The organism is Hymenobacter busanensis (assembly GCF_008727865.1).
Classification (GTDB): Bacteria; Bacteroidota; Bacteroidia; order Cytophagales; family Hymenobacteraceae; genus Solirubrum; species Solirubrum busanense.
Genome location: NZ_VTWU01000006.1, coordinates 43,940 through 57,227 on the forward strand (window position 1 = coordinate 43,940; position 13,288 = coordinate 57,227).

Here is a 13,288-nt window from a genome sequence, read left to right on the forward strand (position 1 = left end):
CGGGCGCTCCAAAATGCATAAAAACAAGAAAGCCCGCCAATTGGCGGGCTTTCTATTAAGAAAATACTTCGCGAACTAGGCGCGGCGTACTTTTACGGCGTTCAAGCCCTTGCGTCCTTCCGACACTTCGAACTGAACCTTGTCGTTGTCACGGATTTCGTCGATGAGGCCGGTTACGTGAACGAAGATGTCTTCGCCAGTCTCGTCGTTTTTGATGAAACCAAAGCCTTTGGTTTCGTTGAAGAATTTTACAGTTCCTGTCTGCATGATGATGGTATTGAAAAAACTATTTAAGCAAACTGCGACAGGACCCTACGTTAAATTCTGCACGAGAATAAGCGGTAGTGGCACGGTTGCTACTTTCCTTAAACGCTATAAAGGTAGAACTAATTTTGAGAAATCCGCCGGTCGAATACATTATCATTCGAATACTTTAGCCGCTGGATTCGCTCTTCCCGCTTCCCAGGGCCACTAATCCTTCTTTCCTTCCCTTTCCCGCTTCATGACTTTCGAGCAAACCTTCGCCCAGCTGCAAACCGCAGGTACCGAGCAAACCCGCAAGACATACCAGCGCCACGGCGCCGGCGCCGATGTGTTTGGCGTGAGCTTCGCGCAGCTTGGGCAGTTGAAAAAGCAGTTTGTTGGCCGTGGCAAAGACAAGGCCCACGCCCATGCAGTGGCCCAGCAACTGTGGAACACCCAGAATTTCGACGCGCAGCTCTTGGCCACGATGATTGCCGACGCAGCCCAACTCACCCCTACCGAGGCGGAAAACTGGGCAGCCGGTATTCGCTGCCACATGCTGGCCGATGCCTTTGCCGCGCTGGTGGCAACAGCCCCGTTTGCCGACGAGTTGATGCAAAACTGGATTTCGACCGGCGACGAGCTGCGCCAGCGCATTGGCTACGCCCTGCTCAACCGCCTGGCGCTGCAGGACACGGCCCAGCCCGATACGTATTTTGAGCCCTATGTGCGGCAACTTGAAATGACGCTGCAACAAGCGCCCAACCGGGCCAAAGAAGCCATGAACAACTGCCTGATCGGCATTGGGAGCCGCAACGAGGCCCTGCGGCGGCGCGTGGAATCGGCGGCCGACCGCATCGGGCCGGTTACCATCGACCACGGCGACACGGCTTGCCAGACATTTGAGATTCGCCCGTATCTGGCCAAGGTGTGGGCACGCAAGGCCAAAACAGCCGCCGTTTAACTTCCGCCAGAAGAGCACCATGCCAACGCCACTACCCACCGACGCGAACAGTCCACTGTTTCGGTTTGAGCGCACGTTTCGGGTGGAGGCCGCTGACATCGACGAGCTCAACCATGCCAATAACGTGGTGTACGTGCGCTGGGTGCAGGAAACAGCTGCCGCGCATTGGCTGACCGCCATTCCGGAGGCCGAGCACGACCAATACATCTGGATTGTGCGGGAACACCACGTGCGCTATCTGCGGCCTGCTTTTGAGGGCGACGAATTGCGGGCTTACACCTGGGTGGGCGACTACCGCGGCGCCCAGTCGCAGCGCTTCACGCGCATCGAACGAGTAGCCGATGGGGTGGTGCTGTGCGAGGCAGAGTCGCAGTGGGTGCTGCTGGACCCGCACACGCAGCGGCCCAAACGCGTGGAAGAAGCCGTGATGCAGCGGCTGCGCGCGCCGCTGCCGAAGCATTCCTGACAGATGATGGAATAGCCAAGCAAAACGGCCCGCAGCATACGCTACGGGCCGCTTTTTTTGTCGACATTGAAGCCAAAGCCTGGTTCTACCGGCCACCGCGTGCGTTGCGGGCGTGGCCTTCGGGGTCGCCGAAGTAGCCACCGTGGCCGCCCCGGTTGCCACGGTCGTCATCATCGCGGCGGCGGTCGGTGGAATACTGGTTGCGGCCGCGCCGGTCATCGTCGTCCTCGTTGCGGCGGTTTTGGTTGCCGTTGCGGCCTTCGTACAAGTCGCTTCGGTAGCCGCGGCCCATGCCGGCGCCGGGATGCTCCCGCTCGTAAGCCGGGCCGTAGTCGGATGAGCCTCTGCGGCCACTGCGCCGGTCGTCTTCCTCGAAACGGCGGCTGCCTTGGTTGCCGTAGCCGCTGGTGTATTGGCTACGGCCGCGCTGATTGTCGTTCCGGTCGTCGTTGTCGGAACGGCGGCCCTGGTTCCCACCTTCGTAGAGGTCGGAGCGGTAGCCGCGGCCCATGCCGGCACCCGGATGTTCGCGTTCATAAGCCGGGCCGTAATCCGACGAAGAATTGTAGCCACCATAGTTGCCGCCGCGCCGGTCGTCGTCGCGGTCCGCGTATCGGTCGGAGTTGCCGTAACCGCTGCGGTACTGGTTCCGGCGTTCTTCTTGGTCGTCAAAACGGGTGTCGTATTCGCTGCTGTAGGAGCCGTAGGCGCGGCCGTAGCCGTAGTCGTCGTCGCCGTAGCTGCTGCCGTAGCCGCCGGAATAGCCGCCACGCGTGCCATAGCCAGCGTCTGCGCCCGACATGCCGTAACCGCCGCCGGAACCGTAGCCGCCGCTGCGACGGTCGTCGTCTTGGTCGTTGCGGTAGCGGCTGCTGTATTGGTTGCGGCCGCGGCGGGCGTCCTCGTCATTGGCGTACTGGTTGCGGCTGCGGTTGTCGTCGGAGGACTGGAAACGGCCGCGGTCGTCGCGGTCTTCGTTGCGGTAGTTATTGCGGGTGTCGGCCATGGTTGTGGGAAATGAGGGTGAGAAAAAGAAACGAGGGTTCTTTTTACTGCCCCGATTTTGCCCGGGTTTCACGAGCATCCTCACTACCTTTATTTCCCGCTTTCTGCTCCCTACATGCCCGATACCTTCCGCATTTATTCCGCTTCCGCCGGCTCCGGCAAAACCTATCAACTGACCAAAGAATACCTGCGGCTGGCCCTGGGCGCCGACGACCCCGGTTACTACAAAACCGTGCTGGCCATTACCTTCACCAACGCCGCTGCGGCCGAAATGAAGGAGCGCATTGTGGGTGCGCTGCGCGGGTTTGCCCACCCCGGCACCGACCCTAAAGCCGATGCCCTGCTGGCCGAGCTGGCCGAGGAAATGGCCGCCGACGGCCTGCTGCCGCGCGTGCTCGACACGCCCGAGCAGCGCCAGGGGCTGCTGCGCACCCGCGCCAGCCGCACGTTTCGGCTGGTGCTCTACCACTACGCCGATTTCGCCGTCAGCACCATCGACTCGTTTGTGCAGCGCGTGGTGCAGGCTTTCACGCGGGAGCTGGGCCTACCGGCCGCCTTTGAGGTGGAGCTCGACGACGAATCGGTGCTGCACGCGGCCGTGGCGCTGCTGCTCGACAAGGTGAACCGCGGCGAGGAGCACCAGCTGCTCACCCGCACCCTGCAGGACTACGCCCTGAGCAAGGCCGAGGAAGGCCGCAGCTGGAACACGCTGCCCGACGAGCTGATGCGCTTCGGCAAGTTTCTGCTGAACGAATCGGTGCACGAGGCCGTGGCGCAGCTGCAGCAGATGGAGCTGAAGGAGTTTCGCACGCTGCACCGCACCCTCAAGCAGAAGCGCGAAGAGCTGGACGCGCTGGTGAAAGGCATTGCCGACCGCGCCCTCGAAGCCCTCGAAACCCACGGCGTGACGCCCGATTTGCTGGCCGGCGGCGAGCGGGGCGTGTACACGCACTTCAAGAACTGGCACCGCTGGCTGGAAGCCGGCGACACCCCCACCGCCACGGCCGCCAAAGTAGCCGAAAGCGGCGTATGGGCCAGCACCACGGGCAAAAAAGAGCCGCACAAAAGCCGGGTAGAGGCCGTAGCGCCTATTCTGCAGGAGGCCTTTGAGGAGCTGACGCTGGTGCGGCTGCGCTTTCTGAGCCAGTATTTGCTGATGGAAGGGCTGCTGCCGCACTTATTTCACGTGTCGCTGCTGAGCGAGCTGAGCAAGGCTGTGCAGCAGGTGAGCCAGGAGCGCAACGTGGTGCTCATTGGCGAGTTCAACCGCCGGCTGGCCCAGATTGTGCTGCGCGAGCCGGTGCCGTTTCTCTACGAGCGGCTGGGCGAGCGGTACCAGCATTTGCTCATCGACGAGTTTCAGGACACTTCGGAGCTGCAGTGGAACAACCTGCTGCCGCTCGTGGAAAACGCCGTGGCCGGCGGCAACCTCTCCCTGGCCGTGGGCGACGCCAAACAGGCCATTTACCGCTGGCGCGGCGGCGACATGGAACAGATTCTGCGCCTTTACCGAGGCGAGCCACAGCCGCTGATTGACCGGGCGCAGGACGAAGAAACCCGCGACATTCTGGCGGCGCGCTATATGGGTTTGGCCGGGGCGCTGGAGCCGGCGTCGCTGCAAACCAACTTCCGCTCGGGGCCGCAAATCATTCAGTTCAACAACGACTTCTTCGCCCACGTCAGCCAGGGCCACCCGCAGCTACCGCTGGTGCAGGCTATTTACGACGCGGAGTTCGGCCAAAGCTCGCCCGACGGAGCTGCCGATGCGCCGCCGAGCCACGTGGAGCTGCTCTTCACCCAGCCCGACGCGCCCGCCCGCCTCTACCACCCGGCCGAAGGCCGCTACGCCGACGAGCCGCTGCCCGGCCACCTCGCCACCGACGCGCTGCCTTACGAGGAAAGCACGCTCTACCTCACGCTGGCCTTCATCGAGCAGGCCCTGGCCGACGGCTTTCGGCCCCAGGACGTGGCCGTGCTCTGCCGCCGCCGCGACCAGTCGCGGCGCGTGGCCAAGTTTCTGAAGGAGCGCGGCTACGACATCATTTCGGCCGACTCGCTCTCGTTGGAGTTTGCTGAAGTGGTGAACCTGCTGGTAGCCATTCTGCGCGTGCTGCACCAGCCCACCGATTCGCTGGCCCGCGTGGAGGCGCTGCTGCTCGTGGACAAAGTGGTGCGCGGCGTGCCGCCCACGCCCACCCGCGCCCGCCGCATTGCCGCCATTGCCAAGGAAGAGCGCGCCCTCCCCTTCTTCGACGAGTTGCGCCGCCTGGGCTACGACGTGCAGGAACGCCAGACCGGCAACCTCGACCTTTACGAGTTGAGCGAGAAGCTGATGGGTTTGTTTGGCCTGCTGCACCGCCGCGAGGAAAGCGAGTACCTGTTCCGCTTCCTCGATCTGACGCTGGAATACTCCCTGCGCTTCGGCAACAACCTGGGCAACTTCCTCACCTACTGGGACCAGCGCAAGAGCAACCTGAGCATCAACGCCCCCGCCGGCCGCGACGCCATTACCATCACCACCGTGCACAAGGCCAAGGGGTTGGCCTACGGCGTGGTCATCGTGCCCTTTGCTGACTGGAGCCTGGAGCCGCGCCGCGGCGAATACCTCTGGGGCCGCCTGCCCGACGAGGAAGACCGCCCCGTGGCCGACATGCCGCCCGTGGCGGTGGTGTCGCAGCGCGAGGCCCTTTACCACACCGCCCTGACCGAGCAGTACCGCGCCGAGCGCGAAAAAACCTTCGTAGAAGCTCTGAACCTGCTATACGTAGCCTTCACGCGCCCGCGCCACCGCCTCTACATCCTCTCGCGCCGCCCCGAGGGCGCGGCCAGCAAGAAAGACGACTCGGCGCCCGCTGCCAACGTGGCTCAGCTGCTGCACCGCTACCTCTCCGACCTCGGCCAGTGGAGCGACGAGCAGCTGACCTACGTGCTCAGCCCAGGCGCCCCGCCGCAACAAGCTAATAGCCAACAGCCCATAGCGAATAGCTTTCCACTAAACAACCTGGCCACGGCCGACTGGGAGCAGCGCCTGCGGCTGCGGCGCCACGCCACCACCGTGTTCGACTTCTCGGAGCAGGAGCAGCAGCGCGACTGGAACCGCAAGCTGCACTTTGCCCTGCGCCGGGTGCTGGTGGCCCACGATGCGGTGCGCGTGGCCGGCCAGCTCACGGCCGAGGGCTTGGTGAGCCGGCGCGAGCAGCCGGAACTGCTGGAGCGCCTGCGCCGCGTGGTGCAGCACCCGCACATGGCCCACTTCTTCAGCCCGCAGGTGGCCGCCGAAACCGAGCGCGAAATCCTCGTGGGCGGGCACCCGCGCGAGGACTACAAGCCCGACCGCATCGTGTTCGAGCCCAACGCCGGCCCGGCGCCCGGTCGCGTTACATTGATTGATTTCCGGGTGCCGCCGCCCGAGCCCCGGCACCGGGAGATGCTGCAGCGCTACGGGCAGCTGTTCCGCCGCCTGGGCTACACCGATGTGCAAGGGGTTATTTACTACTTCGAAACGGAGGAAGTGGTGGCGTTTGCGTGCTGATGCGCTTGCCTTTCCGAAAGTTGTTGCGGCTGCTTTCGGGTATCGGCTACGGCAGCTCGGGCCTTTCCTTCGGCTCCGACAAATAATACCGCAGGGCGCCGCTTACGGTGTCGGCTAGCAAGGTCAGCTTAGCACCAAGCTCGGTTTTCATCTGGAAACGCACTTCACCGGGGCGTTGCGGCGAGTTGAAACGGCGCAGGCTGCGCAACGGCACAATTTGCGGCTTGCTTGGCGCAGCCCGCGAAATCAGGCCCAGCTTCTTGCCTTCGTCATCGAAGAAGTAGTGCGTACGAGTTGCCGGGAGGTAATAATGGTGCAGGTCGTAACCCAAACCGTAGTTGTCAATGGCGTTCAAAGAGAACTGCGCCAGCACCTTCCCTTCCCGGTCCTGCACCACGTTGTTGGGCTGGCGCATCGGCAGATCATGACCCAGTGAATCGGTATCGGGCGCATAAGCCACCAGCATGGCATGGTTGCTTAGCCAGGTGGTGGCGCCCACCGACGTGTTGGGACGCTTGAAGTTGATAATCCGGCCATCGGCGCGCAGCAATTCGTAGCTTGTCAGCAAGGCTTGGCCGTCGGCGGACAGCAAGGGCTGCCCTCCATTAGAGGCGCCCAGAAACCACTGATTTACGCCCGCGTGCCGCAGGCGGCCGGTTTTAGCATCGAGCAACACCAGCAAGTCGCCGCCCACGTCGCTGCCGTCGGGCCCGAAGCCAACCAAGAACGCGAGGCTGCCGAAAGCGGGTAGATAGCCCAGGTATTGCGGGCGGAAGGGGTCGGTGTCGATAACAAAATCCTCGCCCATAGCTGCCGCAAGTTCTTTGGTTTTGCGCAGCGTTTGGCTGAACACCGGCTTACCGGCCGCATCGCGCAGCCGAAAACGATAAATTACATCGAAGCCGCGGGCCGTATCGATGCTGGTTACCCGGATGTCCGCGCCCGTAGAATCGATACTGTTCGTCCGTTGCCGGTAAATCTTCTGCAAGGGCCGGTTGCGGTCGGGGCTGGCGCTGGTGTAGAGTTGATACGCGACACCGGCTATATCCACTGGCTGAAACTGCGGCGTTTCTACGGTATCGTGGCTGATTAGCGGCAGGTAGAGCGGGCCATTTATCGGGGCTGTACTCGACGCAACCGGCAATGGCTTAGCTGATGGCGGGACACTGGGTAACTCTTTCGTATCGGCAGAACGAGTTTCGCACCCTATTAGCACCAAAGCTAAAATTCCAAAACGAGCAATACGCATAGCGGCTTCGGCCTGCGCATGGGAGCCAGTACCGAAGCCGCAAGATTCAAAAAACCGGCAGATGTTACACCTGGGCCACGCTATTCGGCCCGGTGCCAACCTGCAGGTTGCGCACGGCCCGCGCCACTTCCGGCATGGCCAGCACCAACGACGCCAGCGACACCACCGAAGCCGTCTGGCAATAGAAGCAGAGGGCTTTGTTTTCCTGCCATTCCTCGCGGGCCAAGGTGAGGTTGGTCAGCACGTCGCCCGCAATTTTGGCGCCCATCAGCAGAGGTAGCCACGGCTGGTTGAGGGCCCGGCCCTTGCCGCCGGCCGAGGCCAGCGCCGTTGTCAGGCCGTAGGTGATGACCATGCCGGCCGCATCGGGCAGGTCGAGGCGCTTGTAGGCGTAGTCGGAGGCGTCCACTTTGTCGGAGTCGAACACGTCCAGGGGCGGGTCGGGCAGGTGCTTGATGATGCCGGTTTGGTAGAGCGTCACAATCTGGCCCAGGGCCACGCCCAGCAGCGAGAGGCCGATGATCCAGCGGCGGCGTTTCAGGTCGGGGGTTTGCGCGTTGCGCAGCTCGTGGCTGAGGGTATGCGGGTTCATAGCAAACGGGTTGGAGGGGCTGAAAACCAGAAATCGGGACGCATAGCGGCGAAGGAGTTACGCAGCTTCGGCGCTTAGGTTGAAGCCACCGCAACGCCGCCGCCAGCCGAATACTTTAGTCCCAGTCTGCTATGCTTTCAGTTGCTGTTTGAGCCCAGAACCGTTGCCCGGCTGCGCGGCGGCGGCGTAGCTTTGCCGGCCATGCCCCACAAGCTGCCCGAAACCGCCCGCCTCGCCCTGCGCCCCATCACCGCGGCCGACTACGACCTGTATTACCTGCTCAACACCGACGCCGAGGTAATGCGCCACATCGGCCCGCCGCGCAGCCCCGAACTGGTGCGCGAATTTCTGGCCAACATGGCAGCCGATTACGCCCGCTGGCCGGGCCTGGGCCGCTGGTTTACCGTCGAAAAAGCAACCGGCGCCGTGGTGGGCATTCACCTGCTCAAGCCCCTGGAAGCCAGCGGCCACATTGAGCTGGGCTACCGGCTGCTGCCCGCCTACTGGGGCCGCGGCTACGCCACCGAAATGGGGCGGGCTTTGGTGGAGTACGGCTTTCAGGAGTTGGGCCTGCAGCAGATTGTGGGCATCACCGCGCCCGACAACCTCGCCTCGCAGCACGTGCTGGAAAAATGCGGCCTGCGCTACCAGCACATGGCCCACTTCTACGGCGCCGACGTGCGCTTCTACACCGCCGACAACCCCGCTTAACCTGCCCCCGCGCATGCCTCATCAATTGCTGCTCGTCGTCGAAACCACGCTGCACCTGCCGGGCCTGGGCTTGCTGGTGATGTCGAGCCCGCACGAAGCTGGACTGCGCCGCTTTCCGCTGCACGCCAATCTGGAGGTGGAAGTGCGCCTGGCCGAGGGTCCGCTCACGGTGCCGGCGTCGGTGGAAGAGCTGCAGCGCGGCCTCGATGGCGAACGGCCCGAGTATGTGCTCCTGCTCGAATCGGACGCTGTGCCGGAACTGCCGACCGGCACGGAAATCTGGCTTTCGGAGGAGTGGGCGGGAATTTATGGGGTATGAATTCGTGATATAGTGCTCTGTAATCCGTAAGAGGGCCTTACTATTTATCAGGAGTGCTTCTCGAAGTTTGGGCCTTTTCCTGCCTCAACCTCACTATTTCTAATTTGAGCTCTTCTATTGCCTTTGAGTTAGCTGATGTAGTCCAAATATTCATTGCGAATGAGGTCAAACTGATCAGTGTTGCGACAAGAATACTCCAGACTTGCAACCACTTGAGCATATTAGTTTTTGCTAACTCCCAACCATCATCAAGAATCTGCTCTATCATAACAGGCACTTCTGCAGCAGGAGAAGTAGTTACGACATCTTCTCGGCCATTAGCCTTGCTAACATTGATATATTTCTTGTCAACCAGCGCATAAACACCTCTTTCCACTTCTCTTGGCGTAAGTCTAAGCTCCTTTGATAAGCGGGTAAAAGTTGGCCAATCTAATTGTCCATTATTGCCTCGTTTGGTTTCTCTCCATACATAATTCAGTATATGGTGCTGGTTCTTATGATGGCGTGGTATATACAGTCGCATCTAGAAAGTCTTTGGCTTTTCTGATTGATTACAGCCAATAATAAGGGTTGAGTTTTAATAAGGCTTCTGACGCACTCGATCTATCTTTACCCAACATGACGCCCCACGCTTCCCCCGCCGCTACCGCCGTTTCTTCCGACGTCGAAACCACCGCTCTGCAACCCTTTCTGCGTCAGGCCGCGCAGGATTTGCTGCGCCGCTTTTCCGGCTCCGAGCTGTCGGATCTGGTGGTGGTGGTGCCCACGCGGCGCGCCGTGGTGTACCTGAAAAACGAGCTGGCCTTGGCCGCGCCGCTAGGCGAGGCCGTGTGGAGCCCGCGCGTGGCGGCCATGGAAGACTATATGGTGGAGCTGGCCGGCGTGCAGGTGGAAGAGCCCATTGCCCTGCAGCTGCTACTCTTCGACATCCTGCGTGAGCTGGACCCCAAGCTCGATTTCGACCTCTTCACCGGCTGGTCGGCGCTGCTGCTCAACGACTTTTCGGCCCTCGACCAAAACTTGGCCGACCCCGCCTCCCTTTTCGAGTACCTCTCCGAAGCCAAGGCCCTGGAACGCTGGGACCTGACAGATCAGCCGCCTACTCCCAGCGTATCGGCGTGGTTCCGGTTCTGGGACGACCTCGGCAACGTATACACCCGCCTGCGCCGCCGCCTCAAGGCCGACGCCCTCGCCTACCCCGGCTTGGCCTACCGCCTCGCCGTCGATGCCATGCAAAAGCGCCTGCGCGACGCCCCCGAGCAGGTACCGCAGCACGTGTTCCTTGGGCTTGGCATCCTATCTAAAGCCGAGCGGCGCCTGCTGAAACTGCTGCAAAAGGAGCGAAAGGCCGAAATTCGCTTCGACACCGACCGGTTTTACCTCGACGGCGACTCACCCAACCGCGCTGGCCTGCCCTTCCGCCGCCTTGCCGAGTCGCTCGATTTGCCGCCCACGGCCTTTGGCTTTGCTGACACCGGTGCCGAAGATTTGCTGCGCACCCTCCCGCGCACAGTGCGGCAGGTAGGCGTGGCCAACAACTCGATGCAGGGCAAAGTGGCCGGGCAGCTCGTGGTAGAGAGCCTGCAACGCAACCCCGGCGCGTCGGTGGCCGTGGTACTGCCCGACGAAACCCTGCTGCTGCCGGTGCTCCACGGCTTGCCGCCCGAGCAGGTGCCGCAGTTCAACGTGACGATGGGCCTCAGCTTCCGCAGCACACCCCTGTTCAACCTCATCGACTTGCTGTTTGAGGTGCACCTGACGGGCGTGCGCGAAGGCGAAACCGGCTCCGATTTCGGCGTGCGCCGCTACCACCACCTCACCGTCACGAAGCTGCTGGCGCACCCCTTCCTGCGCCGCTACGAAAGCTGGCTCGACCAGCAGCCCGAGCAGGCGCAGTTTCACGGCGTGCTCGACGACATCTGCCGCCAGATTGTGCAGCGCAACGCCGTGCTGCTCTCCGAAACCGAGCTGCGCGAGCTGGGTCGGCACCATCCGCTGGTGGAAGCCCTGTTCCGACCCTGGCGCAACTGCGACGACGTGGTGCGGGCCTGCTACGAAGTGATTGAGCTGCTGCGCAACGTGTACCGGCAGGAGCATACGGCCATCGAAGCCGAGTACCTGTACCTGTTCTACACCCTGGTGCGCCAGCTCGATTCGGCCTTCGACTGCCGGGAGCACCGCCCCTCGGTGCGTTCGTTCCGCCGGTTCCTCTACGACCAGATGGGCCGCACGCGCCTGCCGTTTTCGGGCGAACCGATTGCGCAGGTGCAAATCATGGGCTTGCTCGAAACCCGCGCGCTGGACTTCGACCACATCATCATCCTGAGCTGCAACGAGAACATCCTGCCCGCGCCCAAGCGCAACAGCTCGTTGTTTCCCTACGACGTGCTCACGCGCTACGGCCTGCCCACCTACGCCGACCACGAAGCCGCTACCTCGCACCAGTTCTGGCGCTTGTTGCAGCGCGCCCGCCGCGTCGATCTGATTCACATTCTGCCCGGCGCCGAAGGCGTGCGTACTGGCGAGCGGAGCCGCTTTCTGCTGCAAATCGAGAATGATTTGGCGGTGCAGAACCCCCACTTGGAAGTGCTCGATCTGGTGGCCACTACGCAGTTGCCGGTTGCCAGTTCCCAGTTGCCCGTTGCTGATGGCCAGCATAATCTGGCAACGGGCACCTCGCCACTGGCAACGCAGAAGTATGAAGGCGACCTGGTGCTGGAAAAGGACGCCGAAATGCGCGGCGCCATCCGGGGCGTGCTGGAGCGCGGCTTGTCGGCCTCGGGCCTGAACCAGTTTCTGACCTGCTCGCTGCAGTTTTACTTCTCGCGCATTGCCAAGTTCAAGGAGCAGGACGGCGTAGAGGAAGACCTCGGCGCCGACGTGTTCGGCACGGCCGTGCACTACGTGCTGGAACACCTCATGCAGCCCTTCGTGGCCGAAAAACGCTCCATCACGGCCGACGACGTGCTCGGTTTCAAGGCCTTGGTGCCCGAGCTGCTGGAGCGCGGCCTCGCCCTCGATGACGGCGAAGAAACCGACACCCCGCGTCAGCAGCTGCCCGACGAAGGCCTGAACCACGTGCTGCGGGGCGTGGGCCGCCACTTGGTGCAGCGCTACCTGGATTCCCTCATCCAGCAGATTGAAACCGACGGCCCCCTGAAGGTGGTTGGCTTGGAAGAAGGCCTGGTGGGCGACGTGACGGTGGAAACGGCCGACGGCGAACGGGTGGCGGTGCACCTCATCGGGTTTGCCGACCGCGTAGACGAGCTGCCCGACGGCCGCCGCCGCATCATCGACTACAAAACCGGCTCGGTGCACGGCGCCTCGCTCAACCTGATGGGCGGCAGCCGCAGCAAACGCACGCCCGAAGAAGCCTTCGAGCGCCTCGTGTCGGAAGCCGGCGGCGGGGCCGATAAAGTGCGGCAGCTTTGGCTCTACCGGCTGATGCTGGCCCAGCGCGGCTTCGCGGCCGCCGATGCGGCCATTGTGCCCCTGCGCAGCCCCGACCCTTCGCCGCTCGAAGCCGACCTTTCGTTCCTGACCGCCGGCGAGTTGTCGTTTGAGCAAGCCAGCCGCGAGGTCCTCACCCGCTTCGTCGACCGCATGCTCGACCCCAAGGAGCCCATCCGCAAAACCGACGACCTGAACGTGTGCCAGTGGTGCCCCTACAAAGGCATTTGCGCGCGGTAAGCCAGCCGACGCATTGATTCAGGCGAATCCCTTTCTACCTTCCGCATTCCACATTTCCCCTTCCCCTCATGGACGAATTCATGCAAGCCGCCATCGACGAAGCCCGCTTGGGCCGGTCGCAGGGCGGTATACCTATCGGCTCGGTGCTTGTGCGCAACGGCCAACTCGTGGCCAAAGGTCACAACAAGCGCGTGCAGGAGCTCAACCCCATCCTGCACGGCGAAATGGACTGCCTCAACAACGCCGGCCGCCAAGCCGAAGGCTACCGCAACACCGTCATCTACAGCACCCTGATGCCGTGCTTTATGTGCGCCGGCACCATCGTGCAGTTCAAGATTCCGAAGGTGGTGGTGGGCGAGTCGCGCACCTTCGACGGAGCCCGGGAGTTCATGGAAAGCCACGGCGTGGAGGTCATCGACCTCGATTTGCCGGAGTGCGTGCAGATGATGGAAGAATTCATTGCTGCCGAGCCCGCGCTCTGGAACGAGGACATCATGGAAGAATAGCCTGCGGCCAG

General features: G+C 62.5%; 12 protein-coding genes. 7 read left to right on the forward strand and 5 right to left on the reverse strand.

Annotated elements, in window-relative coordinates; translation table 11 throughout:
* Positions 1–75: 75 nt before the first annotated feature.
* Positions 76–267, reverse strand: a complete 192-nt coding sequence (locus F0P96_RS15955; protein ID WP_151079922.1) for a cold-shock protein — start codon at positions 265–267, stop codon at positions 76–78.
* Between the two features lie 235 nt (positions 268–502).
* Between F0P96_RS15955 and F0P96_RS15960 the strand changes: the two genes are divergently transcribed.
* Positions 503–1,207 carry a DNA alkylation repair protein gene (locus F0P96_RS15960; protein WP_151079923.1) on the forward strand — a complete coding sequence of 235 codons (705 nt, stop codon included), beginning with the start codon at positions 503–505 and terminating at the stop codon, positions 1,205–1,207.
* A gap of 19 nt (positions 1,208–1,226) precedes the next feature.
* Positions 1,227–1,673 (forward strand): acyl-CoA thioesterase, encoded by a 447-nt coding sequence (locus F0P96_RS15965; protein WP_151079924.1) that lies wholly within the window; start codon positions 1,227–1,229, stop codon positions 1,671–1,673.
* A gap of 85 nt (positions 1,674–1,758) precedes the next feature.
* On the opposite strand, the gene F0P96_RS15970 is transcribed toward F0P96_RS15965, so the two are convergent.
* Positions 1,759–2,679, reverse strand: a complete 921-nt coding sequence (locus F0P96_RS15970; protein ID WP_151079925.1) for a hypothetical protein — start codon at positions 2,677–2,679, stop codon at positions 1,759–1,761.
* A gap of 114 nt (positions 2,680–2,793) precedes the next feature.
* Here F0P96_RS15970 and F0P96_RS15975 point away from each other — a divergent pair, with 114 nt between their 5' ends.
* Entirely contained in the window at positions 2,794–6,210 is a 3,417-nt protein-coding gene (locus tag F0P96_RS15975) for a UvrD-helicase domain-containing protein (RefSeq protein ID WP_151079926.1), read from the forward strand.
* Between the two features lie 46 nt (positions 6,211–6,256).
* On the opposite strand, the gene F0P96_RS15980 is transcribed toward F0P96_RS15975, so the two are convergent.
* Both F0P96_RS15980 and F0P96_RS15985 read right to left on the reverse strand, forming a co-directional pair.
* Positions 6,257–7,354 (reverse strand): hypothetical protein, encoded by a 1,098-nt coding sequence (locus F0P96_RS15980; RefSeq protein ID WP_151079927.1) that lies wholly within the window; start codon positions 7,352–7,354, stop codon positions 6,257–6,259.
* A gap of 169 nt (positions 7,355–7,523) precedes the next feature.
* The gene (locus F0P96_RS15985) at positions 7,524–8,051 is read right to left on the reverse strand and encodes a vitamin K epoxide reductase family protein (protein ID WP_151079928.1); all 528 of its coding nucleotides are present in this window, start codon (positions 8,049–8,051) and stop codon (positions 7,524–7,526) included.
* 201 nt (positions 8,052–8,252) lie between these two features.
* Between F0P96_RS15985 and F0P96_RS15990 the strand changes: the two genes are divergently transcribed.
* A complete protein-coding gene (locus tag F0P96_RS15990; protein ID WP_151079929.1) occupies positions 8,253–8,762 on the forward strand; it encodes a GNAT family N-acetyltransferase in 510 nt (169 codons plus the stop codon).
* Between the two features lie 13 nt (positions 8,763–8,775).
* Positions 8,776–9,081 carry a hypothetical protein gene (locus tag F0P96_RS15995; protein WP_151079930.1) on the forward strand — a complete coding sequence of 102 codons (306 nt, stop codon included), beginning with the start codon at positions 8,776–8,778 and terminating at the stop codon, positions 9,079–9,081.
* 40 nt (positions 9,082–9,121) lie between these two features.
* On the opposite strand, the gene F0P96_RS16000 is transcribed toward F0P96_RS15995, so the two are convergent.
* Positions 9,122–9,604 (reverse strand): hypothetical protein, encoded by a 483-nt coding sequence (locus tag F0P96_RS16000; RefSeq protein ID WP_151079931.1) that lies wholly within the window; start codon positions 9,602–9,604, stop codon positions 9,122–9,124.
* A 95-nt stretch (positions 9,605–9,699) separates the two neighbouring features.
* On the opposite strand from F0P96_RS16000, the gene F0P96_RS16005 reads away from it, so the two are divergent.
* A complete protein-coding gene (locus F0P96_RS16005) occupies positions 9,700–12,771 on the forward strand; it encodes a PD-(D/E)XK nuclease family protein (RefSeq protein WP_151079932.1) in 3,072 nt (1,023 codons plus the stop codon).
* A gap of 68 nt (positions 12,772–12,839) precedes the next feature.
* Positions 12,840–13,277, forward strand: a complete 438-nt coding sequence (locus tag F0P96_RS16010; protein ID WP_151079933.1) for a nucleoside deaminase — start codon at positions 12,840–12,842, stop codon at positions 13,275–13,277.
* Positions 13,278–13,288 lie beyond the last annotated feature (11 nt).